The sequence below is a fragment of the Moraxella nasicaprae genome, assembly GCF_025643275.1.
Lineage (GTDB): Bacteria > Pseudomonadota > Gammaproteobacteria > Pseudomonadales > Moraxellaceae > Moraxella > Moraxella nasicaprae.
Window position 1 is genome coordinate 236013 of record NZ_CP089977.1, and the last position, 26458, is coordinate 262470.

At 42.4% G+C, this 26458-nt stretch carries 25 protein-coding genes; 12 read left to right on the forward strand and 13 right to left on the reverse strand.

The window, feature by feature from the left end; all coding sequences use genetic code 11:
* Nucleotides 1-116: 116 nt before the first annotated feature.
* The 3 genes from LU297_RS01000 to LU297_RS01010 all read right to left on the reverse strand — a co-directional run bounded on the left by LU297_RS01000 (nucleotide 117) and on the right by LU297_RS01010 (nucleotide 2360).
* The gene (locus LU297_RS01000; RefSeq protein WP_263076564.1) at nucleotides 117-893 is read right to left on the reverse strand and encodes a Zn-ribbon-containing protein; all 777 of its coding nucleotides are present in this window, start codon (nucleotides 891-893) and stop codon (nucleotides 117-119) included.
* 26 nt (nucleotides 894-919) lie between these two features.
* Nucleotides 920-1540: a hypothetical protein gene (locus LU297_RS01005; protein ID WP_263076565.1), complete on the reverse strand. Its 621-nt coding sequence runs from the start codon at nucleotides 1538-1540 to the stop codon at nucleotides 920-922.
* Nucleotides 1541-1781: 241 nt separating this feature from the next.
* Nucleotides 1782-2360 carry an FxsA family protein gene (locus LU297_RS01010; protein ID WP_263076566.1) on the reverse strand — a complete coding sequence of 193 codons (579 nt, stop codon included), beginning with the start codon at nucleotides 2358-2360 and terminating at the stop codon, nucleotides 1782-1784.
* A gap of 128 nt (nucleotides 2361-2488) precedes the next feature.
* On the opposite strand from LU297_RS01010, the gene ruvC reads away from it, so the two are divergent.
* Nucleotides 2489-3097, forward strand: coding sequence for a crossover junction endodeoxyribonuclease RuvC (gene ruvC, locus LU297_RS01015; protein ID WP_263076567.1), 609 nt, complete (start codon nucleotides 2489-2491; stop codon nucleotides 3095-3097).
* Between the two features lie 72 nt (nucleotides 3098-3169).
* On the opposite strand, the gene LU297_RS01020 is transcribed toward ruvC, so the two are convergent.
* Complete coding sequence (locus LU297_RS01020) at nucleotides 3170-4048, reverse strand: META domain-containing protein (protein WP_263076568.1); 879 nt, start codon at nucleotides 4046-4048, stop codon at nucleotides 3170-3172.
* A 309-nt stretch (nucleotides 4049-4357) separates the two neighbouring features.
* On the opposite strand from LU297_RS01020, the gene LU297_RS01025 reads away from it, so the two are divergent.
* Nucleotides 4358-5032, forward strand: coding sequence for a TerD family protein (locus LU297_RS01025; RefSeq protein WP_263076569.1), 675 nt, complete (start codon nucleotides 4358-4360; stop codon nucleotides 5030-5032).
* Between the two features lie 152 nt (nucleotides 5033-5184).
* Here LU297_RS01025 and LU297_RS01030 read toward each other — a convergent pair whose 3' ends face one another.
* Entirely contained in the window at nucleotides 5185-6153 is a 969-nt protein-coding gene (locus LU297_RS01030) for a porin (protein ID WP_263076570.1), read from the reverse strand.
* 464 nt (nucleotides 6154-6617) lie between these two features.
* Here LU297_RS01030 and LU297_RS01035 point away from each other — a divergent pair, with 464 nt between their 5' ends.
* The 3 genes from LU297_RS01035 (at nucleotide 6618) to LU297_RS01045 (ending at nucleotide 9043) form a co-directional block, all read left to right on the forward strand.
* A complete protein-coding gene (locus LU297_RS01035; RefSeq protein ID WP_263076571.1) occupies nucleotides 6618-6758 on the forward strand; it encodes a hypothetical protein in 141 nt (46 codons plus the stop codon).
* 130 nt (nucleotides 6759-6888) lie between these two features.
* A complete protein-coding gene (locus tag LU297_RS01040; protein WP_263076572.1) occupies nucleotides 6889-7566 on the forward strand; it encodes a MiaE family protein in 678 nt (225 codons plus the stop codon).
* Nucleotides 7567-7690: 124 nt separating this feature from the next.
* Nucleotides 7691-9043 carry a wax ester/triacylglycerol synthase family O-acyltransferase gene (locus LU297_RS01045; RefSeq protein ID WP_263076573.1) on the forward strand — a complete coding sequence of 451 codons (1353 nt, stop codon included), beginning with the start codon at nucleotides 7691-7693 and terminating at the stop codon, nucleotides 9041-9043.
* Between the two features lie 88 nt (nucleotides 9044-9131).
* Here the strand turns inward: LU297_RS01045 and LU297_RS01050 are convergent, their stop codons facing one another.
* From LU297_RS01050 to LU297_RS01060, 3 genes are all read right to left on the reverse strand, one after another.
* Entirely contained in the window at nucleotides 9132-9275 is a 144-nt protein-coding gene (locus LU297_RS01050; protein WP_263076574.1) for a hypothetical protein, read from the reverse strand.
* A 257-nt stretch (nucleotides 9276-9532) separates the two neighbouring features.
* A complete protein-coding gene (locus LU297_RS01055) occupies nucleotides 9533-10366 on the reverse strand; it encodes an inositol monophosphatase family protein (protein ID WP_263076575.1) in 834 nt (277 codons plus the stop codon).
* A 95-nt stretch (nucleotides 10367-10461) separates the two neighbouring features.
* The gene (locus LU297_RS01060) at nucleotides 10462-12576 is read right to left on the reverse strand and encodes a 1-deoxy-D-xylulose-5-phosphate synthase (protein ID WP_263076576.1); all 2115 of its coding nucleotides are present in this window, start codon (nucleotides 12574-12576) and stop codon (nucleotides 10462-10464) included.
* A 208-nt stretch (nucleotides 12577-12784) separates the two neighbouring features.
* On the opposite strand from LU297_RS01060, the gene ribA reads away from it, so the two are divergent.
* From ribA to dinB, 7 genes are all read left to right on the forward strand, one after another.
* Nucleotides 12785-13390 carry a GTP cyclohydrolase II gene (ribA, locus tag LU297_RS01065; protein ID WP_263076577.1) on the forward strand — a complete coding sequence of 202 codons (606 nt, stop codon included), beginning with the start codon at nucleotides 12785-12787 and terminating at the stop codon, nucleotides 13388-13390.
* 33 nt (nucleotides 13391-13423) lie between these two features.
* Nucleotides 13424-14398 carry an oxygen-dependent coproporphyrinogen oxidase gene (gene hemF, locus LU297_RS01070; RefSeq protein WP_263076578.1) on the forward strand — a complete coding sequence of 325 codons (975 nt, stop codon included), beginning with the start codon at nucleotides 13424-13426 and terminating at the stop codon, nucleotides 14396-14398.
* Between the two features lie 416 nt (nucleotides 14399-14814).
* Complete coding sequence (locus LU297_RS01075; RefSeq protein WP_263076579.1) at nucleotides 14815-15270, forward strand: c-type cytochrome; 456 nt, start codon at nucleotides 14815-14817, stop codon at nucleotides 15268-15270.
* A gap of 166 nt (nucleotides 15271-15436) precedes the next feature.
* Nucleotides 15437-16060, forward strand: coding sequence for a glutathione S-transferase N-terminal domain-containing protein (locus LU297_RS01080; RefSeq protein WP_263076580.1), 624 nt, complete (start codon nucleotides 15437-15439; stop codon nucleotides 16058-16060).
* Nucleotides 16061-16076: 16 nt separating this feature from the next.
* Nucleotides 16077-16463: a ClpXP protease specificity-enhancing factor SspB gene (locus tag LU297_RS01085; protein WP_263076581.1), complete on the forward strand. Its 387-nt coding sequence runs from the start codon at nucleotides 16077-16079 to the stop codon at nucleotides 16461-16463.
* A gap of 148 nt (nucleotides 16464-16611) precedes the next feature.
* Complete coding sequence (gene metG / locus LU297_RS01090; RefSeq protein WP_263076582.1) at nucleotides 16612-18663, forward strand: methionine--tRNA ligase; 2052 nt, start codon at nucleotides 16612-16614, stop codon at nucleotides 18661-18663.
* Nucleotides 18664-18700: 37 nt separating this feature from the next.
* A complete protein-coding gene (gene dinB, locus LU297_RS01095; RefSeq protein ID WP_263076583.1) occupies nucleotides 18701-19771 on the forward strand; it encodes a DNA polymerase IV in 1071 nt (356 codons plus the stop codon).
* 286 nt (nucleotides 19772-20057) lie between these two features.
* On the opposite strand, the gene LU297_RS01100 is transcribed toward dinB, so the two are convergent.
* From LU297_RS01100 to sodA, 5 genes are all read right to left on the reverse strand, one after another.
* Complete coding sequence (locus LU297_RS01100) at nucleotides 20058-21836, reverse strand: FTR1 family iron permease (RefSeq protein ID WP_263076584.1); 1779 nt, start codon at nucleotides 21834-21836, stop codon at nucleotides 20058-20060.
* Between the two features lie 100 nt (nucleotides 21837-21936).
* Nucleotides 21937-23136 carry a Dyp-type peroxidase gene (locus LU297_RS01105; protein WP_263076585.1) on the reverse strand — a complete coding sequence of 400 codons (1200 nt, stop codon included), beginning with the start codon at nucleotides 23134-23136 and terminating at the stop codon, nucleotides 21937-21939.
* Between the two features lie 220 nt (nucleotides 23137-23356).
* Nucleotides 23357-24232 (reverse strand): iron uptake system protein EfeO, encoded by an 876-nt coding sequence (gene efeO / locus LU297_RS01110; protein ID WP_263076586.1) that lies wholly within the window; start codon nucleotides 24230-24232, stop codon nucleotides 23357-23359.
* Nucleotides 24233-24545: 313 nt separating this feature from the next.
* Nucleotides 24546-25559: a ribonuclease Z gene (locus tag LU297_RS01115; protein WP_263076587.1), complete on the reverse strand. Its 1014-nt coding sequence runs from the start codon at nucleotides 25557-25559 to the stop codon at nucleotides 24546-24548.
* Between the two features lie 173 nt (nucleotides 25560-25732).
* Nucleotides 25733-26347: a superoxide dismutase [Mn] gene (sodA, locus tag LU297_RS01120; protein ID WP_263076588.1), complete on the reverse strand. Its 615-nt coding sequence runs from the start codon at nucleotides 26345-26347 to the stop codon at nucleotides 25733-25735.
* Nucleotides 26348-26458: the final 111 nt, after the last annotated feature.

Genomic DNA, 26458 nt, shown 5'->3' on the forward strand with positions numbered 1-26458 from the left:
TTATTTTTGGCGTAGGGCGTGCTGATCACGCCCAATCATAGACCCCACCAAAGGGCGTGTGCAACACACCCCTGCAATTTGTGGCAAAAATCGTATTCGGTTGGTATATATCGCCACTACTCCATTTCACTGACACCAAAATTGGACAACAAATAACACTTATCACATTTAAAATCATACCTATCGTGCAATGGTTCTTTTAATAACCATTCGCCCCCACATTTTGGACATTTGCGATTTTTTTCATTGGACAAAATATAATATTGATATAGGTCATAATAAACAGGTTTGCCTAATTTTTCTTTTAAAATTTGACAAATCTCCAAACCCTGTTTGGATAATTCAGAATTAACATCGCTCATTTGGGTTAATGCCCATTGTTCGCCAACAACGCAACGCATTTGCAGACTGTCGCAATCTTGAAAATCTTTTTGCCAACAAATCAGATTATAATAATTTTCATTATCTTGGTTGGTTTTTGGCAAATAATGAATGGGAATGGGTTGAAATTCAAAACTTCTAATGGGCGACTCATTGGTATAACAGTGCGTGGTTAAAATAAGAGCATTTGTTTCATTTAGCTTGGCAATATCCAAACTTTCAAACTCTTTACCCAAAATTTCTATTTTTAAATCATTAGGATTTAATTTTGATAAAGTTTTCTTGATAGAAATATTATGATGCCTCTCATCTAAACTGTCGTTATTAAAAATATTAACAATCACACAAAGACAATCATTTTCTATAAAATTGGGATGTGTGCGACAATCAGCAATTTGACCATTTTGAACAAAAGCCACAATCAATCCATACAAAATATCATCGGCATTGTCTTGATGATTATCATAATCAATTTTGGCACAAAGTTTTAGGGATAATTTGGCGGTGTACATTTTATATTCCCATGATAATTTTAAAATCAGCGTTGCGGTATAAATTCTATGGTTGGTAAATGAGCTTTTGTACCATTGTGTTTATGATAATATTCCAATAAACTTTTTAATAGGATTAAAAAATCATTGGCTTTATCTTGATTGGTGCCAAAATCCTGCACAGTAAATTGTTTTTTCTTGTAAAATACCTTATCATCGCCATAAATCAAATATTCAATCACCACCAAATAATAACAATAATTACCCCTGCCTACTTGGACCGCTTCAATATAGCTATGATAAATGTCTTTAAAATAGATGAGTTGAATGCGGTGATGGTTGAGGTTAAAAGGACTTCTTTTAATAACGGTGATTTTTTCATCATCAATCAATACATCTTTTAAGTTATTTTTATGTTGATAAAACATTAAAATGGTAAAAGATAATAATGCAGTAAACAGTATTAAATCCCAAAGTCTTGTATCAGATAATAATAACAGCAAACAAAACACTGTAATAATCATCAATAAAATCACAGCAATGGTGCTAATTATCACAAAAAATTTTGAATGTTGTTTGCCTATTGGTAAAGTTAAATTGGCAATGTCATCATCAGTTAATAATTCATTCGCCCAAATATCATCGCCTATAATTTTGGCAATATCCAAATGAATGTCTGCAACTCGCCCTGTCATATTGGGCGGAATGGGGGCTGTGTGGCGAATGGGGTTATTGATGGTATTCATAGGAAAATTACTATGGTGGTCTTTGATAATATTAGTTAATTTTACTCATCATCAAGTGATGGCATTCTTATGAACAATGAACTTTCATCAGAGTGTATCATCATTCATTCCCATGGTATAAAAAATAAACCCCATAATCTTGGGGTTTATTTACAGTCAAGTCTTATTCATCATTGGCTGAGTTAATGCGTTTGATGTTTTTATTAACCGTAGTGGCATCGCCATCAACCGTTGTACCGCCAAATGAGCTTTTTCCAAATGGCGAACCACCAAATGGCGAGCCTTGCCCAAACGGATTTTGACCACCAAATGGACTGCCACCGCCCATTTGTCGTGCCATCATTTGCATCATCTTATCTTGATTTTTTAAGGCATAATTTTTGGCGGCATTGGTCAGTTTGGTTTGTACCATAGGCAACATTAGCACCGCAGCAATAAGGTCGGTCAAAACACCAGGCAGTAGCAGTAAAATGCCTGCAATGCCTAATGCCACAGATTTGGTGATGGTGCGTTCAGCTGGCTGATTGGCAGGATTGGGAATCACACCATTTTGCATTGCCTTGACTTGCTGTGCCATTGGATTGAGCGTACCAGCGGCTTTTTTAATCATGCCAATACCAATGACCGCCGCCACAATAAACCAAAAAAATACATACCAGCCACTGACAAACTGGGCAATCAGATACCAAAGAAGCATCTCGATGATGAACCAAATTAAAGCAATGCCAACAACAGCACCCATAACTTTTTCCTTAAAATATACCTACAAGCAATTAAAAATGCGTTATACTATCAAACTATTTGGGCAAAAGGCAAATTTTCAAGTCCAAAAATACAAAAGCACACGATTTAGCATAAAATAGTACAAATATGACACTTATCATCGGCATCGATCCAGGCTCTCGCATGACAGGCTATGGCATCATTCATACACAAGGCGATAAAATCAGCTACCTAGATGCAGGCACGATTCGCACCAATAGTGCCAATATCAGCGAACGCATTGCTCAGATTTTTGGTGGCGTAACTCGCATTGTTAAGCACTATCAAAAATATAGTGACACACCCATGCACGCCGCCATTGAGCAGGTTTTTATGGCATCAAATCCAGACTCCGCCCTCAAACTAGGGCAAGCCCGAGGGGCAGCCATTGCCGCCCTAACCGCTTTGGATTTAAGCGTTTCCGAATACACTGCACGACAAATTAAACAGGCGGTCTGCGGTTATGGTGCTGCTGATAAAGAACAGGTCAGTGCGATGGTTTGTCGCATTTTATCACTGCAAGTCACGCCACAAGCAGATGCAGCGGACGGTTTAGCCTGTGCCATTTGTCATGCTCATTCTAGTCATTCCATGCACAAACTGCTGGGCAATACCGCCCTACTGGGTCGCAGCAGTAGCAAGAAAAAAGGTCGCTGGCGGTTGGCTGATGATGATTTGTTGCTATTTAAAAACAAACATCAGACCAATGATGAATAACAAATCCATCAAGTCAGTCCAAACCAACATCGAAGACAAAAAACGGAGCAGTTTCCACCACTCCGTTTTTTATCACTTAACCAATTCTGTCTCCACCGCCATGTCAAACAAATACACAGGCTCGTGATGTGGTTTTGGGTGGTTAAACGCCTTAATGCGTATGATTTGGCGTAAACTGCTGTCGTGCTGATAACCCTCAATCTGTCCATAAAAGTTTCGCCATGCCCCAGCCCCTGTTTTGATACCAAGCTCATCATAATGCACATTACGCACCCGCAAACACTGCTGATTATGACCTTGTTTATCCACACAATAGACGGTCTGTGGCTGAATCTCCCAAAATAGCAAGACAGGGTCGCCAAATTTGGCGGTGGGTGTCAGCTTACCCTGCCAAGTCAAAATCTCAACACCATTTGTCTGAGTTAGGGTTGCTGTTTCGCCATGACTGTCCTTAGTGATGGTTAGGACGCTATTTTGTAATCTTTGATGGAATTTATTTTCAATACTGCTTAGGTCATCACAAAACATCTGCGTGGACATCATGGCACCAAGCGTTAATTTTCCCTGCGTGAGCTGATAATCGCCCGCATAGGTATTACAACCCAAAGAATAAGAGATGTTTTGTTCATCAAATCTTAATATCGATTGTTTTTGATTGATGACCGATGAAAGAGTCTGAATATCCGCCCCTTGTTTTTGTGCCTTGACCAAAACCCATTCATAATCCATCAAGGTCTGAATATCTGCCAACATCGCTTGACTGCTGATATCGTGTTTGGTTTGCACGACTTGACTGGATTTTTGTCCATCTTGAATTGCTCCGCTGACACTATCGCCAACCTGATGGCAAGCACTAAATGACATACTGGCAATCAGCGAACTGGCAAGCAACAAAAAGATTGACTTGGGAACAAGCGTATCAGATTTAGCAGGTCTATGCAGATGATTCATGGGAATTGGGTGTCAATTTATTGGGCAAAATGTTATGATGGCAAACCGCAGGCTGTACAATTAACGCACTCGTCAGCCAATGCCACTATTAAAAAAACTAAATCAATTTATTGGTAATTATTGTAGCATTTTTTCCCATGAAAAAGCTGGTAGTTTTGTATGCTTTGTTCATCAACTTGTGATGTTTTGTAACTGTATTGCTGATTTTTTAAACAAAAAAATTGATTAAATTTTCTTAATAAATTATCCACTAGGCAAGCTGTTATTATTTTGCTACAATGGCGGATTAGTTTTTTATCAGATGACATCATGAACGAAACAAATCACCCAATGCCCTTACAACGCCATTTCACCCCCAAAACCCTCAATGAATTGGGTTTGATTGGCAGCAGTCTGAACATCAGTCTTAGCTATCAAGAAACCATCATCGCCAAAAGCGGTATGCAAAAACTGCTAAGCAAACTTCCCTTGATGGATAAATCACCCACCACCTCCATGGATTTGGATTTAAGCTGTTTGTTATTTGACATTAATCATCAGTTTATGGAGGCGATTTGGTATGGACGATTAAGAAATGACAACCAGAGCATTCGCCACAGCGGAGATGCCTTATTAGGTGCGAAAAATTTCGAACAAAGCCTGATTAGCCAAGAGGAGATTCGTCTGCGTCCTGATGAGTTTGACCCTGCCACCCATCATCTGATTTTTGTGCTATCTAGCCATCATCGCCAATCTGTTCATCTTGCCAATAAAGGTGTTGTACAGCTTAGCGATAACGAAAACAACATCGCTGATAGTGTGGCACTCAGTGACCTGCCAGAATCACAAGCGTTTATTTTATGGCATCTGCACAAACACGAACAAGACTGGCAAGTCATCGCACCCATGCAGCCCATAACAACTGATTTTGTTCGTGCTGATGGCATTGAACAGCTTGCTTGGAACATTAAGCAGTATTTACACAACGCCTCAAATCGCTGGTAAACTCATACCAAATCACGCTTTTGCCATCATCTGCCCACTATTTTTATTTGATGAGATGATGCTTAGATAAACCATACTTGAACCAATTCGACCAAATAGCCCAATAAAAAAACCCGCCTAGATAGACGGGTTTTTTTGTGTGGCATCTGCGATTAGAATTTGTATTCTAGACCGCCACCGATGCCAGCACTACGAACTTCGGTTTTGGTTTCGCCAGAACCAGTTTCGTTATTTAGGTAAGCACCGTAGATGTGACCTGTGGTTGCTTTGTTGAATGCGTATTTACCACCAACAACCAAGCGTTGCGTGTCAGCATCTTTAACGCCTTCTACATCAGACACGACATCAACTTGGGTGTATGCAGTCCATGGAGTTTGGGTTTTTAGCTGACCGCTAACAGTAAAGGCATTTTCTTTACCAGCTGCATATTTGCCGTGTTGATACAACGCACCAATGGTTGCTGCTGGGGTTGCGTCAAATGCACCACTCACACGAGTGAATTGATTGTTTTTGCCAGCACGGATATAAGATGCACCAGCACGGAATGGTTGATTTTCTGGCTCGTACTGAACAGCCACACCGAACGCATCACGACCCAAAGTATCTGTTGTATCATTTTCATCTAGGGTGTACATGGCAGATGCAGTGATGCCATTATAAGTAGGTGCTACATAAGCAAAAGTGTTGTTAGCACGAGGAGAGTCGAATGACGCTAGAACATTGTCACCGCCCAATACTGCACCGTCTGTCACATTAGCATAGTCCACACGACCATCGATGGCACTTAGACGACCAGCCAATAGTGTACCGTATTGCTTATTGCTCACACCCAAGTAAGTGTCACGAGAACGGAAGTTTTTATCTTGGTCAGCATCAACATCAATGCCGTATTCTAGTTGATAAACCAAATCAGTATTGCCAGTTAGAGCTTCTGAACCTTTAAAGCCAATGCGAGAAGCATTTGAGTTTAGCGTAAAACGACCATCTTCACGCTCGCCACCTTTGACCTTGCTGGTGTTTACATCTAGGGTAAGGAATGCTTTACCATATACAGTTGGTGCAGCTTGTGCAGCAGTAACAGATAGTGCTGCGATAGCAGTTGCTAAAACTAATTTTTTCATGGGTTTCTCCACTCTAAATAGGCATAATGCCCTACAAGATAACTTGTCACTCATCATCTGGCTATAAATCAAAAAATGATTGTTTGCGTAAGATGATTGGCCTTTTTTAAATTCAATCACAGCAATAACACAAAATTACAGGAAAGTTGCAAATGATTGACAAACTTCATTGTTGTGTCCAATAGCATACCAAGTTTGAAATATTTTGCAATACCTTTTTTGATAAAAATCATCAAAATTCAAGTAAAAAAATAATTTTATTATATAAATCAATCAGTTATGATATTTTATTTTTTGATAAAATTTTAATAAATTTAACCAAAAATGTTCTTCATGCGTGCTGACAAATTGATTTTTTGACAAAATTACATTATTTGTTACATCTTTTCATCGCCAAAAACTTGACTTTTTATCAATCACAGATAAGAGAATTGATGAATTTTTACACAAAATATTACCCTTTTATGTCTATATTTTATCAAATATTGCTCAAAAAAATCATTTGCCATCAGCAGCTTCACGGCATCGATGCGGCTGATGGTTTGTCCGCCACATCAGATAGTATGATGTTTGTCAGTCGTGATGTCATCAATAGACTTTGGTAAATTATTTCATGGCAGACTTTGCTATTTTATGATTTAGCCCATCAAAATTTTATGCTATACTTAGCTCCATCATCAAACCCATCAAGACAACCAATATCCATCTAATTCATTGATTTTAAAGAGTGTTTTTATGAATCAAGCCAGCGATATTTTGCCAGAAGACGACCTAAAAGTCATCACCACCAATGCTCGTGCCAAGACCGACATTAGTCATATCCATGAGTTTTTGGGCTGTCAAACCTCAACCAAATGGCTGGAAGTTGCCAAAAAGAACCTACCCCTACTCATGCAAGACCACGCTAACTGTGAGAAAAAAGCGGCTGGCACAGCAATGAACCTGATTTTTCGCTATGAATTTCATCGAGATTTGCAAGAAAGTTTGGCACAGCTGGTGCGTGAAGAAATGTTACACTACGAGCAAGTCATTACTTTGATGAAAGAGCGAGGCATTGATTGGTTCCATTTGCCAGCAGGTCGATATGCCAAAGGATTATTAAAACACAAACGCACCTTTGAGCCTGCGGCAATGGTTGATGTACTGATTATTGGTGCATTCATTGAAGCTCGCTCATGCGAACGCTTTTCGGCATTGGCAGAAGTGATTGATGACGAAAAACTGGCACGATATTATAAATATTTATTAAAATCAGAAAGTCGTCATTATGAAGACTATATCCGTTTGGCTCGCTCGATTTGTGACGAGGACATCGATGCACGAGTGGCGTTTTTTCGTGAAGTTGAAAAAGAACTGATTGACAGTCCTGATGATGAATTACGATTCCATAGTGGTGTACCAACATTTAGCTAAACATCAAAGCCCAATTTATTGGGCTTTTTTATGGATTGAGCGATTGTCTTATACTAATTTTATGATAGAATCTAGCACAAATTGAATGACAATAACCATCTGATGACTGATTGAGAGGTGCATGGTGAGGCGTTTGACTCTGGCTGATTATCTATTTTTTGCTCTTGACCGTGCAAAACAGCCCATGCATTTGGCGGGTGTTTGTTTTTTTGAATTACCAACCAATGCCCCTGATGATTTTGTTAAACATCTACTCAAAGACATTGACGATGCTCGCCTGCCCAATTTTCCTTTTGACCAAAAACGCCATCAATGGATTTTTTGGCAAAATATCGAAGAATTTAACCCCCAAGAACATTGCCATTATCATCGCTTGCACACGGGTGATGATTTGGAACTGATGACACTTATCTCATCTTTACATGGCGAAAAACTCAATAAAAACAATCCATTATGGTCGCTACACCTGATTGATAATCTTAATCCCAATCCCCAAAATCAGGCTCGCCGATTCGTACTGTACCTAAAAATGCATCATGCTTTGGTTGATGGTGTGGCAGCCTTGCGTCTATTTCAACGCTCATTGTCATCATCGCCTGATGATAAAAATGACTTACCTCCTTGGGCAAAAATCGTCAAAAAACGCAAAGCCAGTTTTGCCAAACATCGCCTACCTTTGAGTCAATTGCTCAAAAGCCAATGGCAAGGCATCGCTCCTGTGGCTCGTCAGCTGGTGCAAGATGTCAAAGATTATTGGCACAAAGACACTCGTTTTATCAGTAGTCTGACCGCCCCTAAAAGCATACTCAATCAACGCATCAGCGACCAAAGATTTTTTGGATTATATACCGCCCAAAAGCAACGATTTGTTCAAATCGCTCAGCGATTTGGTGTCAGCACCAATGACGCTATTTTGGCAGTATGTGGCGATGCACTACGCCGCTATCTGACCGAACAGGGTCATTTGCCAAGCCAATCATTGATTGCTTTTGTGCCAATCTCACTTCGCACCAACGACACCAGTTTTGGCAATCAGATTTCTTTTGTGCCTGCCAATCTAGGGACATATCATCAAGATGCTCAAACTCGCCTGCAACAAGTCCATCAAAGCATGGAATACAACAAAAATAAACTTGCTCAGTTTGGTTTTGGTGAGTCGCTAAGCTATTTAGCAGTCAATTATCTATGGGCAGGCATCAATCTGGCATCGGGCATCTACCCACAAAAACAAGCCTTTAATCTGGTGATTTCCAATGTGCCAGGTGATGATGAGCCTCTGTATCTTAATGGGGCAAAACTGACGGCAATGTATCCAGCCTCCGTGCTGTTTGATGGGCAAGCACTTAATATCAGCTTTTGTAACTATCAAAATACACTAGATTTTGGCATCATCGCCTGCCCCATCGCCCTGCCCAACATTGAAACACTGCCAACCCACCTAGAACAAGCATTGGTGCATTATGAGCAATTATCATGAGCATCAATACTGCCAAGAGAAAAACCACTTTCCAAAGAAAGTGGTTTTTTAGGAGAAACTATGAACAAAATCAATGATAATAAAGTAATCACGCACTCAATGCCAAAGGCTCAGCATTACCTTGTGATAACTTTGCCAATACCGCCAAAATCATCTCGGTAGTAATCGGCTTTTCTTTGCCTTTTGACAAAATATTCATCACGGCAGCTGGGGTCTTTTGGGTTGCTTGCATGGTCGTTATCCTTATTACAAAGTCATCGGTAATGCACCAAAGCACATCTTTTGACTCATCAATCTATGTGAGTTAGTATAGCCTAAGCACCCCATCTGCACAACCAAAAATCATCAATTTCACCCCATAAAGTGTAAACACTTGTTTCATTTTTGACATCTTTTGTCATACATTTTCAAGCTGTAACAAATCAGCTCAAAACAAAAAACCAGCCAAACAATGACTGGTTTTGACTGGTTTTGCTCAATCTTGGCATATTAGCCAATCAAAGCATTTTCCCAAGTAGGAATGACGGTCTGCATTAGTGGCTTTAATAATTTCATGTTGCAAGCAAAAATAGAGCCTGTGTGCATGGCATTATTTGCACCCTTATGGTCAACCACCACACCACGAGCCTCATTCACAATCAATTCGCCAGCAGCAATATCCCAAGGCTTGATGCTCATCTCAAAATAACCATCAAAACGCCCTGCCGCCACATAACATAGGTCAAGTGCCGCTGAACCCAAGCGACGAACCTGACCGCCATTTTCACAGATGGCTTGTAAGCTGGCAAAATGCTGACGAGCAAAACTGGTGCGTACGCCATCAATCATGCGTTCATAAGGATGTCCTGTGGTAAACAAACCGCCTGAGATGGTCTTGCGGTCGCTGACGGTCAATCGACGCTGATTCATCAATGCACCCTTGCCACGACTGGCAGAAAACAGCTCATCACGCACAGGGTCGTAAACTACGCCATGTTCGGTTACGCCATTTTTTTGGGCGGCGATGGAAACACAAAAATGTGGCACACCATGCACAAAATTTTGAGTGCCATCAATTGGGTCAATCACCCAGCACCACTCAGCATCATGCCCCTTGCCTTCTTGCAAGCCAAATTCTTCGCCCAGATAAGAATGATTTGGATAGCTTTCTTTTAGGGTAGCAATGGTCAGCTCTTCGGCATAACGGTCAATTTGTGTTACCAAACCGTCCAAACCTTTTGACTCCACTGCCAAATCTAGGCGGTGGCGGTTTTGGTGGGCTTTTAAAATCTCACGACCTACTTTTTGGGCAGCTTGTGCCGCCATGACAACCATCGGTTCCATAATTCACCTTGCAAATATTTTTTGGTTAAATAGCGATTTTGTATTCATCATACAAAAAGAAGTGTCATTATATCCTAAAATTGGATTCTTCGCCATCAGTTATCAGCAGATTTTTTGGTCAGCTGATTTAGGCGATGTAAAATACCTGCTTGATTCAGACCGCACTGGGCAAGCTGCTCAGCATGACTGGCATGAGCAATGAATGTATCTTCAATGCCAATATTAGTTATCTTACCTGCATAGCCTACCTTGACCAGATACTCATTCACTGCCGAACCTGCACCGCCTGTGATTTGGTGTTCTTCAACCGTGATAAACCGTGTCACTCCCTGACGAATGAGCGTATCGATAAGCTGGCTGTCCAGCGGTTTAACCCAACGCATGTCCACCACCGTCATCGGTATATGGTTTTGCTTGATAAAATCTTGACTGGCTGCCAATGCGTCATGCAAACGGGTACCAAAAGCCAGTACAGCAAATTTATCATCTGCCAGTTGTTCAAAGTCATCTGTCTGCCAGACCACGCTTGCTTGTCCGATGGCAAAATGCTCATCATCACAGCCGACAACCCTACCCACACCTTCGCCACGAGGATAACGCACCGCTGCTGTGCCTTGATGGCGATAACAAGTGTTTAGCAGTTGATGGCATTCATGCTCATCGCTTGGTGTGGCAATGATGACATTGGGAATACAGCGTAAATATGCCAAATCAAACACACCTGCGTGTGTCGCTCCATCTTCGCCTACCAGCCCTGCTCTATCAATGGCAAAAGTCACATCAAGATTTTGTAATGCCACATCGTGAATGAACTGGTCATAGCCACGCTGTAAGAAGGTGGAATAAATCGCCACCACGGGCTTGATACGACCGCTGGTTGCCATACCTGCCGCCAAAGTCACGGCGTGCTGCTCAGCAATCGCCACATCAAAAAAACGCTGCGGATAGGCTTTGGCATATTCAACCATGCCAGAACCCTCTGCCATGGCAGGTGTAATGGCAACCAGCATATCATCACTGCTGGCGGTGTGCATGAGCCAATCGCCAAATACTTGGGAATATTTTTTCTTAGGAGTAGTGACGGTATGAGCTTTATCAGATGATGAATCCGCCTTGGGCAGCTTGCCAATCGCATGATAGCCAATGGGGTCGGCTTCGGCTGGCAAAAATCCCTTACCCTTGACCGTATGCACATGCACCAACACCGCTCCTGTCAGATTTTTGGCTCGTTCAAGCACGGTCATCAGCTTGGGTAAATCATGCCCATCAAACGGCCCAAGATAAGTAAAGCCAATCGCTTTAAATAGATTATCAGCAAATAATTTATCGCCAATCTTTTCGGCAATCTTATCAGGTAAAGGCGATAGTGGCGTACCACTAAAAATCTCACCCAATTTTTCGCCAATCTTGCTAGGCAGACGGCTTGATACATCTTCTAAGGCCTCATTAGCCATGTGCAAATAGTGGCGAATGCGACGGTCATCAGTCGAAATGTCTCGCTTGGTCATCAAGATATTGCCATGCTTGTCAATATCCATCGCCAACCCTCGTTGCCATAACTTTGCCAAATGACGACTAAATCCACCGATTGCCTGTGAAATTGACATGTCATTATCGTTCAGCACCACCAATAAATCAGCGTTTTGCTGAACGGCGTCATTCATCGCCTCAAACGCCATGCCACCTGTCATCGCACCATCGCCAATCACTGCCGCTACTTTGCGAGATTCGCCAAGCAGTCTAGACGCCAAGCTCATGCCCAACGCTGCTGAAATTGATGTGGACGAATGCCCCACCCCAAAAGTATCATACTCGCTTTCGCTGCACTCTGGAAAAGCGGTCAAACCTCCTTTTGAGCGAATGCTGGGTAATTGCTCACGGCGACCTGTTAGCACTTTATGCGCATAGGCTTGATGCCCAACATCCCACACCAGCTTATCATAAGGCGTATCTAGGACTGTATGCAACGCCACTGTCAATTCAACCACGCCCAAATTCGCCCCAAAATGTCCACCACTCACCCCTGTTGAATACAACAGATAAGCTCGCAGTTCATCGGCAAGCTGTAATAGCTGATGTTGGGATAACTGCTTTAAATCAGCAGGTGACGCCACCGTGTCCAAAATTGGCGTATCAGGACGCACGGTTGGCAGCTCTTGAAAGACTTTGGCTTGATGGGAAAGGTTGGTGTTCTGGGCTAAATCTGGCATGATTACTTGTCTTTTTCCAATAAAATAATAGCGGTGCATTTCATCATCGATGATAGTGTGGCATAATATGCACACAATGAACTAAATCACTATTTTACAAGATAGGTTGTATTTTTGCTAGAAAAACGCCATATATTATTGTCAAATTTGCGTAAATTTTCTTGCACACTCATCATCAATCATTAAAAAAACACCTTAGGGGGCATATTTGTACCAATTCATCACCAAAGCCAACCTGCCTACCATGCATGGCGAATTTGAAATTCATATTTTTGAAAACGAAGACAAACAAGAACATGTTTTATTAACCAAAGGTTTGCCAAATCACGACAACGACACCATACCGCTGATTCGCATTCACTCTGAATGCCTAACTGGCGATGCCTTTGGCTCATTAAAATGCGATTGCGGCCCTCAGCTGAATGCTGCCATGCAAGCCATCAATGCTCATGGCTGTGGGGCGATACTGTATCTACGCCAAGAAGGTCGTGGCATTGGATTGACCAATAAAATTCGTGCCTACGCTCTACAAGACCAAGGGCATGACACCCTAGAAGCCAATCTGCTGCTTGGACTGCCAGCCGATGCTCGCACTTATGAAATGTGCGAAGTGATGCTAAAATCGGTCGGTATCAAACAAGCTCGCCTTTTGACAAATAATCCCAATAAAGTCAAAGGTCTGACCGACATGGGCATTGACATCATCGAACGAGTGCCACTCATCGTTGGTGTCAATCCACACAATCAAGACTACCTAAATGTCAAAGGTCAAAAGATGAGCCATCACATCAGCCAGCAGGATTTAGACCATTAACTTGTTTGTTCTAGCTTAATATCAGGAGAAAATATGCACAGCACCGCCAAATTTGACGAACGCATCGCCCAAGTTCGTGCATTTTTATTGGAGTTGCAGACCAATATCATCACCGCCCTAGAACGCCAGGAGTCTTTGGGAGGTGTTGATGGCAAAAGTGACACCAAATTCATCAAAGATGAATGGCAACGCCCAGAAGGCGGTGGCGGTATCTCTTGCGTACTTCATGATGGTAAGGTCATCGAAAAAGCAGGCGTGATGTTTAGTCATATTCACATCAATCAAATGCCAGCGTCCGCCACCACCAGACACCCTCAGTTGGCAGGAGCCAAAGCTCAGGCATTGGGTGTATCGTTGGTTGTTCACCCAAAAAACCCACATGTTCCCACCAGTCACGCCAATGTCCGACTGTTTGTTGCCACGCCCGATGATGGTAGCGAGCCGATTTGGTGGTTTGGCGGTGGTTTTGACTTGACACCATTTTATCCTGTGCTTGATGATGTCAAGCATTGGCATCAAGTGGCATTTGATGTCTGTCAGCCTTTTGGCGATGGGGTGTATGACCAGTACAAAGCATGGTGTGATGAATATTTTTATCTAAAACATCGTGGCGAGTGTCGTGGTGTGGGCGGGCTGTTCTATGATGATGTCAATACCGCCAGCACAGGGTGGGATTTTGAGCAATGTTTTGACTTCATGCAAGCGGTCGGTCAAGGCTATATTGACGGCATTATCCCCATCTTTGCCAAGCGTCAAAACACCCCTTACACTGCCGAACAACGAGACTTTCAGCTGTACCGACGAGGTCGTTATGTAGAATACAATCTGGTGTATGACCGTGGCACGCTGTTTGGTTTGCAGTCCAATGGTCGCACCGAATCCATCTTGGTAAGTATGCCACCACTAGCGGCCTGGGAGTATCGTTTTGAACCCAAGATTGGCACACCAGAGCATGAACTGACCGATTTTTATCTAAAACCAAAAGACTGGCTGTCTTTATCATCATAATCGCCCAATCAAGAAAACCGCTCACGCCTTACATGGGCGGTTTTTTGTCTGTTCATCATATGATTAACCCTCTTTTTGATTGATTTTTTTAACAATGTCGATATTGGTTAATCCAATGTCATTTAACAAACACATAAAAATCATGCCACAATGTCATCAAAACAAAACCACACCATCATCATTTTTCATAGTTGATAAAACCAACAACACCAAACATCACAACTTAGCAACCTAAGCCCGCCTGCTGTCATTGTAATATTATGATTGGATTTGAGTATAAACTGTTAAATTTGTTTTAATTTGGTTAAAAAATGGGCTTTTTATCCATTTTTTAGCTAAAATAGTTCTTCATACTTATCCGACCATCATCGTGATGATGTGTTAATGAACTTCTAGCCACTCCAATCGAGGAAGCCATGAAACTAACTAAATTTATCCTAGCAGCCACCCTATCAAGCCTTGCCTTGGTTGGTTGCACCAAGAATGAAACCACCGCCAGCGAATCTACCAGCATTAAAGCTCGTCAAGATTTGATGCAAGATTGGCGTGGGGCAAATGAAGCCATGAAAGGCATGATGGAAAATCCTGCAAGCTTTGATGCTGCCACTTTCAAAGAGCGTGCCGACAGCATTGCCAATAGCACCGCTGAGATGTGGAAGCACTTTGAGGGTGATGCCAACAAAGGTGGACAAGCACAAGATACAGTTTGGACAGACGCTGCTGCCTTTAAAGCAGAAGTTGACAAATTTAATGCCGCTGCTGCTGAATTATCCGCTGCTGCTGCCAATGCAAAAAGCCACAGCGATGTTGAAGCACAATTTGGTGCTATGGCAAGCACTTGCGGTTCATGCCACAAACAATTTAAAAAATAATCCAATCCAAAAAAACACCAGCAATCTTGTTGGTGTTTTTTTATTAACGCCCAAAAAACCACCAATAATATCAACTTTCTATCAATATTTGCGACAAAATTACAGACTTAGACCAATTTTTTTGCTACACTTAGACTTATTTTGTTTTATCAAAGATTTTGGTCGCATGGTCGCACTTTCTCAGCTTTTACCCACACAGTTTGTGCTGTATGCCGATGATGGCTACGCAAGCCATGTGGTGCGTCTTTTGCTTGAAGAAAAGCAGCTGGAATACGAACTGATGTTCATCGATGATGACCGTCCTGATGAGTTGGCAGAACTCAATCCTTATCGCACCCTACCCGTGCTTGCCAATCGTGATGTTGCCTTGTATGAAATGAATATCATCTTTGAATACCTAGAAGAACGCCATCAGATGCCAAAATTATTGCCGCACACCCCAAAAGAGCGTGCCTTAGCACGAACTTTGGCATGGCGACTACAACAAGATTGGCTGACCAACGCTTATACTCTATTGACCCACCCAGACAGTTTTGATGTACAGGCGGCAGAGAATGCCAAAAAATCTTTATCCGATTCTTTGATTACGCTATCGCCTTTATTCGGACGACAAGAGTTTTTCTTATCCGATGAATTTGGCTGGTGTGATGTGCTGATTTTGCCGTTACTTTGGCGATTGCCACAGATGGGTATTACCCTACCCACCCATCTATGCCGACCACTCATCGATTATCAAAACAGGCTATTTAAACGACCAAGTTTCATCAAAAGCATTGCTTTAACCATTTGATTTTTAAGGAAATATAATGACAGCCCCAAAACGCCCTTATTTTGTTCGTGCCATGCATGAGTGGCTAGAAGACAATCATTTGACCGCTTATCTGATGGTTGATGCCACACACCCTGACTTGGTCGCCCCCATTCAATACGCCCAAGATGGTCGCTTGGTGCTGGCGGCTTCATATCAAGCCACTCACGCCCTGCATATTGATAATGATAGCATTAGTTTTGCTGCTCGTTTTGGCGGTGTCTCACAAGATGTCTGGATTCCCATGTCAGCCTTGATGGGTATTTATGCCAAAGAAGAGCCTGAGCATGGACTATTTTTTGACCCAAACGAATACGCCGATGTCACGCCTGCCAGCCAAGAAGAAAAACCTGCCAATAAAGGCGGATTGCGTTTGGTGGATTAAGTTTCATTTTCCCACAAAAGCCGTCCAATGCGTTGTGTTTTTGGATGACTTTTTTGATATAATAAACCGTTTTATGTTGGCATGCCCACCCAAAGTATCATGATGGGGATTGATTTGCCAGTTTTTGCTAGTTTATTTTGAGGTTTTCATGAGTTCTAATCGCAAAATTCTTGTCACCAGTGCCTTGCCTTATGCCAACGGCCCGATTCATCTGGGGCATTTGGTGGAATATATCCAAACCGATATCTGGGTTCGTGCCATGAAAGCGATGGGACATACCGTAACTTATGTCTGTGCTGATGATGCACACGGTACAGCCATCATGCTAAAAGCCCAAGATAATGGCATTACCCCAGAAGAACAAATCGCCAATGTCAAGGCATTGCACGAAAAAGACTTTGCAGGATTTGGTATTGGTTTTGATAATTATCACTCCACACACAGTCCTGAAAATGAGCAGTTTTCTAGCCAAATTTACACCAGTCTTGAACAAGGTGGCTACATTTTTACCAAAGATGTAGAACAACTGTTTGACACCCAAAAAGGTCTATTTCTGGCTGACCGTTTTGTCAAGGGCGAATGTCCAGAATGTCACGCCCAAGACCAATATGGCGATAACTGCGAGGTATGTAGCAGTACCTATAACGCCACACAGCTCATCAACCCTTATTCCACACTCAGCGACTCCACCCCTGTGGTCAAATCATCAAAACACTACTTTTTTGATTTGCCCAAATTTGATGATTTTCTAAAATCATGGACCAAAGGCGATGGTCGTCTGCAATCTGCCATTTACAACAAACTCTCCGAATGGTTCGAGGCAGGTCTTGCTCCTTGGGATATTAGCCGTGACGCTCCTTATTTTGGTTTTAAAATTCCTAATACACCTGCTGGCGAGCCTGACAAATATTTTTATGTTTGGCTGGACGCACCCGTAGGCTACATGGCAAGCTTTAAAAATCTTTGCGATAAAACTGGCATGGATTTTGATGAATACTGGCGTAAAGATTCAAGCACTGAATTGTACCATTTCATCGGTAAGGACATTGTTTATTTTCACGCCTTGTTCTGGCCAGCCATGCTCGAAGGTGCTGGATTTCGCACACCAACCGCCATCAATGCACACGGATTTTTGACGGTGAATGGCGAGAAGATGAGTAAATCTCGTGGTACTTTCATCAAGGCAGAAACTTATCTTAACCATCTAAATCCTGAATATCTGCGTTATTATTTTGCCAGCAAATTGTCTGCAAGCGTTGAAGACATCAATCTTGACCTTGATGATTTTATGCAAAAAGTCAATTCCGACCTTGTGGGTAAAGTGGTCAATATCGCCAGCCGTTGTGCAGGTTTTATCCACAAAAACAATGCTGGTGTATTGGCAGATACACTCAGTGAACCAGCATTGATTCAAGAGATTATCGATGCTGGCGATGAGATTGCCAAAGCCTATGAGGCTCGTGAATTTGGGCGTGCCACTCGATTAATCATGGCGTGTGCTGACAAAGCCAATGAATACATTGACCTACATAAACCTTGGGCATTAAACAAAGAAGGCAAAACCGAACAAGTGCAAGCAGTTTGTACGGTGGCATTAAATATTTTCCATAAATTAGTGATTTATTTATCGCCCATTTTGCCAACCTTAACCAGCCAAGCTCGCACTTTTCTTAATGTAGATAACCTAAACTTTGCCAGCCGTCATCAGCATCTAACCGCTCATGCCATCAATGCCTTTGTGCCTTTGATGAGTCGTGTTGAAAAAGACAAAGTTGATGCCATGGTTCATGATTCCAAAGAAAATCTGGTCAACCAACCAGCCGCCTCTACAACCAATAAAGCGAGCAAAACCCAAGCGGTTAGCCAAAATGACACCACCATCAGTATTGATGATTTTGCCAAAGTAACCATGAAAGTGGCTCATGTCATTGAATGCAATGCCGTTGAAGGTGCTGATAAACTGCTACAATTCACCCTAGATGTTGGCGAAGAGCATACTCGCAATGTGTTTAGTGGCATTGCCAAATTCTACAAACCAGAAATGCTGACTGGCAAAAAAGTTGTCTGCGTCACCAACCTAGCACCACGCAAGATGAAATTTGGCGTTTCAGAAGGCATGATTTTATCTGCCGAAAAAGACGGACAGCTCACCGTCATTACCCTGCCTGATTCTATGCCAGTCGGTGCGACTTTGGCATGATGATTTGCCCTGCTTAGGCGGGGCTTTTTGTTATTTTATGAGAAAAATCATACACTTGGATATGGATGCTTTTTTTGCCAGTATTGAGCAAAGAGACAATCCTGCCTATCAAAACAAACCTCTCATCGTTGGTGGCAATCCCAACGGTCGTGGCGTGGTTGCAGCCGCCAGCTACGAAGCAAGACGCTTTGGCATTCGCTCAGCCATGAGCTGTTTTGAGGCCAAGCAACGCTGTCCAGAGGCGATTTTTGTACCACCAAGATTTGAGACTTATCGTGCCGTCAGCGAACAAATTCAAGAAATCATGGCACAGCTTAGCCCCATCATCGAGCCTGTCTCGCTAGATGAGGCGTATCTTGATGTTAGTCATCAAGACAACCATCAAGGCTCAGCAACTCTGATGGCAGTATGGCTCAAAGATGAAATCTATCGACAGACCCATCTGACGGCATCGGCAGGCATTTCATATAATAAAATGCTTGCCAAAATTGCCTCTGACATCAACAAACCCAATGGCATCACCCTTATACCACCCAATCATGCCCAAGCCCTGATTGACGCCTTGCCCATTGAAAAGTTTCATGGCATTGGCAAGGCAAGTGCTTTAAAATTACATCAAGCAAATATTTATCACGGTCTGCAACTTCGCCAAACTCCTATTGAACATCTGGTTGCAATGTTTGGCAATAAACGGGGTAAATTCTATCATCAAATCGCTCATGGCATTGACGAACGAGAAGTAAAAGCCACCCGAATACGAAAATCGATTGGCTCGGAAACCACCTTTGCTGAAAATCTACAACAGACTGAGGTGCTGCTTGATAAAATCTTTCAACAAAATCAAGAGGCTTTTGAGATTTTACAACACAAACAATTTCAAGCCCACACCATTACTCTAAAAATCAAATACGCTGATTTTAGCATCATTACTCGCAGTCATTCGCTCAAAACTCCTTTTAAAGATGCTCATCACAGTTTTTTGTGGCTCAAAAAATTGTTCGAACAAGTCCCCAAAGAAAAACCAATCCGACTGGTCGGTGTGACTTTTTCTAATTTTAGCAAACATGCCCCTAAGCAGCCCAGCTTATTTGATGAGCTGTCTGTCTAGATGGTTTGTGCCAAATTAACAACTCGTTGATGGCAATAAATGGGCTGAGCAATGCTTATAATGCTTAAATTGACACCAAAATAAACACATCATTACCAAGCCTATTTTGTGGTTCGACAAGCTCACTTTGAGCAAAAAACCTTTGTCTGGTTTTGAATAGAATTGACTATATTAACCAAAGGGCATGAACACCATCATTGATAAGCCACCCAATAAAATAATCGCCCATCATCTGCCATGATGAGCAATCGCTTTGGATAACCCTGCCAAGTATCATGCAAACACCCTAATGCTGGCGATTTTTTTGAAAAAACATCATCAAAATAATCACCAATAGGTACACGCCCTGCCCAAATACGCCCTGCACACTTGGATAAAACCCCAACCACTCAACACTAGGTAAATCAATGATGGTGCGTGGCAAATGATTGGTTAATTGCAATGCCAAAATACTCACGCCCAAAATCTTAAAACCAAGCACATAAATGGTCACTGTCAAAATTTTAAAGAGCATGGGAATGGGTAATTTGACAGAAGTTTTTAGTAAAATTACCGCCACAATCGCCAAAATCAATAGTGTCAAACCAATACCAAGGATAAAATCTTTCATCAAAATGTTTGGCAAAATCCCCACATAAAACAAAATCGTCTCCGCTCCCTCACGAAATACTGACAAAAAAGCAAGTAAAAACAATGAGATAAAACTACCTGTACTCATCGCTTTACCAAGATTTTGTTTAATATAGGCATTCCACGCCCTAGTGGACGACTTAGAATGTAGCCATGCCCCCACGCCAATCATCATCGCTACTGCCACGATACCAACCACGCCCTCCAACGCTTCACGATTTGCTCCACCTGTCAGCTGTGGAAAAAGACCGTACAAAGCAACCGCCCCCAGTACACTACCCACCAGCCCCAAACTTACGCCAGCATAAATCCATTTTTTGGCTGCTCTTTGACCGCTGGCATTTAATGCCGTGATGAGTGCCACCACAATGAGCAATGCCTCCAAACCCTCACGAAGCAAAATCAGCATGCTATCTAGCGAAGTGTAGCGTGCAGCAGGATTGATGGCTTGTAACTCTTTGATGATATTGGTTAATTTTTCTTGGCTTGCCGTATCGCCTTTTGCCATAATGATGGGAATTTGGCTTTCGATTTGGGTGTATAAGGCAGGATTTCGGGTAGAAACTTCGCCCTCAAACACCACCCAACTCTGGATAAATTGCCCAATCTTACCCTGAGCGTCTGCTACTTTGCCTGCCTGCAAATCATCAAGACCGCCTTGCAATAGCCTAATGCCATACGCCAAATCAATGCTTTCATCTGCCTGTACACGCATTGGCTTGCCCAGCACATAGCCATCAATCGCCTCTTTTAGCGTGGCAAATTGACTATCCATTTGAGCAAGATTTTGGGTCTCGATTGCCACACGAAGCAGAGCCATCGCTGTTTCAATCGCTCCATAATGCCCTTTTTGCGTGTTTCGCACCACTCGTTCATTAGCAACCCAAATGCGGTTAAACGCATCATAAGCAAGGCGTAAATTATCCACATCGCCATCGCCTCTAAATCGCTCAATCGCCTTAGCTAAATCATCTAAGGCAGGCTTAACCTTCTGAGCAAAACGCTCATTTGCCTGTGTATAATCCACAGGATTTTGTGCTTTTTCAAGTGTATATAAAGCGGTGGAAAGATTGCCCAGATGTTCATCGGTGGGGTTTTGTAACGCTGTTTGAAAAGCTGACAACACCGATTGTCTTAATGCGTGATGCTGACCGTCAATATTAAGTACATCAAATGCCTTGTAGCTTTTTTGCAGTTCGCTGCTTGCCTGACTTATCTGTCCATCTTTAACCAGACTCATCGCATCAGAAATACTGATAAAAATAGGGCTAAAATTAACCTTTTGTGATTGAGCGGTTTGTTTTGGCAAACTGGCTTGAACAGATGGGCTGACTTGCCGCTGATTGAGCGTGTTATCGCTGGCAAATACTGGATTAACCAGCAATAAAGGCAAGGATAATCCCAGCCGCCATAATATTTTATTACTTTTTTTCATCATTGATACCACAAACCTAAAACATTAAAACATGAACGCAAATCAGCACATCATCAGCCGCATGAATATATTTAAATCATCATCTTAAAAGATGATTAAATCATTCAAACAATGCTTGCCCCAAATAACCACCTTCGCTGACACCGCCAAAACACGCAAAAATCCCAGAGCCAATGTGTGTGGTGTATTCAGTCATCTTATCGACATTGCCAAAAGCAGATTGAATGGCACTAAACTGCATTGGTGTCTTTTGGAAACTGATGAACAAAAGTCCTGCATCAAATTGCCCACGCACAATACCACTACTATACGAATAAGAACGACGCAATAGCTGCAATCCTGTGCGTTTGGCAAGCCCTGCATGAGAGTCTTCGCCAAGCAAATAGTGACCTTTCTCATCTTTGCCATGCACATCAAGGGTGGCAAATTCATCACTTTGCCCAATCCCTGCCCCACTCTCACGATGTCTACCAAAAGTATCTTCCTGCCCCTGCAAAGAAGTTCTATCCCAAGTTTCAAGATGCATCTGAATCAGGCGAACCACCAAATACGACCCGTTTTTGAATGCCCCTTGGTCAATCCATAGCCATTTGTTGGCATCTTTTAGAGTTTCTTTATTTGCCGTGCCGTCTTTGAAAGCAAATAGATTGCGAGGAGTGTGGCTACTCTCATCGTAGGCATTATAGCCTGATTGCGACCATTTCATGGTAATTGTTGAGCGAGCCTGACGCACCAGCTGACGCACAGCATGAAAAGCAACCTGAGGGTCATCAGCACAGGCTTGTATGCAGATGTCGCCTCCTGATAATTCAGGGCGAATCTGGTCTCGTGGGAATTTTGGCAACTCTGCAAATTCGGGTGGTGCTTTATGTGTCAAATTTAGCTTCGCTAAAAACGAAGGACTTACCCCAAAAGTCAAGGTCAAACCATACGCCCCCAAACTATCCGCCTCGCCTGTGTCAGTCGGTGGCAAATGTGGGTTTTTATCATAAGGCTTGATATTTTCCCCACGCATCAATCTGGCGGCATATTCCGTCCAATCTTTGAACATTTGCTTGATTTCATCAAGGTTGGTGCTATGCAAATCCATCACCAAAAAATAAGCATGTCTTTGAGCAGGTGTCACAATACCCGATTGGTGCTGACCATAAAATTCATGGGTCAAATCCGCCAAAGGCTGTTTGCCATTCGCATCAGGACTTGATGTCGCCACAGTCTCGCTGGCTTTTTGGGTGCAAGCCCCAAGTGTCGCCACACCCAGCAAACTGGCGGTTTTTAAAAATGTTCTGCGATTTTGCATAAAAAACTCCCAATTCCTAGTGAATAGATGACCACTCATCATCTTGATTCATCTAACATTATCCAGCTCATCCATCCCAAGCCTAAAAATATCATGAATCTGCGATGATTTGTCCGACCATCATTCAATTTTTTTAAGTTTTATTTTGCTTTTAATATAGATAATATTAAAAATATAAAAAACAAAAAGCACCAATCTTCATCGGTGCTTTTTGCATGGCTTACTGCATAACAATGCCCATTTGTGATAGTGGCTCGCCCAGTTTATTGACGCTTTCGGCAAGCTGAGCGATTTCTTCTTTGGTTAATTGGTCATAAGCCTTGTAGTCTTTATCGCCCACTTTTTGCCGATTAAGCAAGGCGTAAACATCGGCAAATTTGGCTTTTAAATCCGCCACTAATTGTGGATTTTTGCTTTCTAGTTTTGGGGTGAGGATTTGGAAAATCTTATCCGCTCCCTCAATATTGGCACGAAAATCATACAGGTCGGTTTTTGAGAAAATCTCTTCTTCGCCTGTGATTTTGCTGGTGGTGACTTCATTCAACAAATCCACCGAACCTTGAATCATCAACTCAGGCGTTACTTCGGCGGTTGGGATTTTGGCTTTTAGCTCTTTGACATCGCTTAGCAGTTTGTCAGCAAGCTCTTCGGTGCCTTTGGTGGTGTTTTGTGTCCATAGAATTTTTTCGATGGTATGAAAACCTGTCCACACCTCGCCTGCCTCAAGGTCAGCCTCACGATTATCAATGCGTGGGTCAAGGTCGCCAAAACTCTCAGCAATCGGCTCTGAACGCTCAAAATACATTCTCGCCAAAGGATACAATGCTTTTGCTTCGTCCGTCTTGCCCTCTTTAAGCAAGGCAACAAACTTTTCGGTATCGACAACTAATGCGTCAATCTGAGTTTGTACCCATGCTTTATATTCAGCCGTTTCTTTGCTAAGGTCTGCTGTGGCAGCTTGCTCGGTGGTGGTCTGAGCAGCTTGCTCGGTAGCTTCTGATTGTGCTGGTTTGGTTTCTTGTGCAGGCTTATCACACGCTGTCAAAAACAAGCAAGAAGACACAGCCACTGCCAATAACGAAAGTTGTAATTTCATAAAATATCCTTAGTAATAATGAAAAAGCAATGTCATTATAAACTTAATAATAGTAATTATCAATATCAATCATCAATTTTTATCAATGACGCCATCTGGCAAACTTTTTTATTTAGCAATGTATCACACATCAGCAATATTTGATTGGAATTTTTAATCAGATTTTCATGAAATATCTTAAAAAATCTCAAATAAAGAAAAAGTATTCATCACCGCAAAAGTTGAGCCAACATAAACGCTTATCGCTTTTTTGGACTGTCTTGATGATAAAAACTTGGTTTTATAAAAAAATCACCAAATCCATCGCCAATCCTTACACCTTAATGACATCAAAATCGTTTGCCAATATCAACCGCCCATCATAGACCGACTCCACCTCCGTGCGTATGTGTCCCATATTTGGTGACGGATTATCAGGTTCATCAAACAAAGCAAATCTGGCACTAAAATGCGTCAAAATCAACATCGGCACATTTGCTTGACTGGCAAATTGACCCACCTGCAATGCACTGCTATGCATCGGGTCGATGATTCCTTTATCCAAGATTTTTTGCTTAATCTGTGCCGTATAGGTCGCTTCATGCACCAAGGCTTTTGCTCCCACCACCATGCTATCAAGCAAATTTGGTTCATCATTATCGCCTGCGATGACGATTTTATTTGTGATGACTTTGTCGTCTCGCAGTTCATCGACCGACCAAGTGCCGTACGCCCCAAGCTCAACCATCTTATCTTGGCAATGCAAAATCTTGCCCCAAAGTCGATTTTCAATGCCCAATTGTGTCAATTTTTGGGTATGAAGTTGTCGCTGATGATGGTACTGTGTGATGGCAAAGGCATAACTTTCACAGCGGTGGCGTAACGGCGTGGTACAAATACCAAGCCACCAATGCGAATCTAGGCGAATGAGGTATTCATCAGGCAAATCTTCTATATATTGCCAAGTGATTGGGTAACTTAGGGTCAGTTGTGTTAGCTCAATCAATGACTGCATCAAGACATGGATTACTTTGGGTGCAATGATGGTTAGTGGCTGCTTTCGTCCATGCATGGCAAGCGATGCCAGCAAACCAGGCAAACCGTAACAATGGTCGCCATGCACATGCGTGATTAAAATGGCGATTAAATTTTTTGGTCGCAGTTTGGTGTTCATGAGCTGATGCTGGGTCGCCTCCCCGCAATCCACCAATATCCAAGGCGTGTCTTTTCCCAGAGCTTGTTGCCTACCAAGTAATGACACCGCCAGTGCTGAGACATTACGATGGCGAGTTGGCACGCCACTTGATGTGCCTAAAAATTGAAGTTGATATGAATGTGGTTGGCTCATTATCATCACTCTTTGCATATTTATGGGCAAAAATCAGACTGATTGATTTGCTTATTGGTTTGATACCATCATCATAATGAGGCTGATGTTTGGTAAGGTTTGATAAAATTAAAAAACGAACAAAAATTCTCATCTTTGTTCGTTTTTTCGCATGATTGATGATGGACAATCAATTAAGCATTATCAAAACGCTTTTGAGCTTCGTCCCAATTCACCACATCCCAAAACGCCTTGATGTAGTCTGGGCGTTTGTTTTGATATTTTAGGTAGTAGGCATGCTCCCACACATCAAGACCGATGATTGGTGTACCTTCACAGCCAGCCACCGCTTGACCCATCAATGGGCTGTCTTGGTTGGCGGTTGAAACCACAGCAAGTTTGTCGCCTTGTTTAACCAGCCACGCCCAGCCTGAACCAAAACGAGTTGCCGCTGCCTTTTCAAAGGCTTCTTGGAATGCTTCCACTGAGCCAAAATCACGCACGATGGCATCTTTTAGCGAACCGCCAAGCGTTGTGCCAGTTTTTAGAATGCTCCAAAATAGGCTGTGATTAGCGTGTCCACCTGCGTTGTTACGCACCGCTGTTTGCTTGTCGGCTGGCAGTTTGTCAAGGTTGGCGATGACTTCTTCTGCTGGCTTGTCCGCCCACTCAGTACCTTCTAGGGCAGCGTTAGCGTTATTCACATAGGCTTGATGATGACGGCTGTGATGAATTTCCATCGTTTCTTTATCAAAATGCGGTTCTAGTGCATCATAGGCATAGCCTAGCTCTGGTAATGTAAATGCCATAATAATATCCTTTGATTAGTGAATGATAGACCAAATGCAGTCTGCCTACTAATATAGTGATAAAGCGGTATAATTTCAAGATGATTTTTTGGTGCTGATGAAAAAAATGTG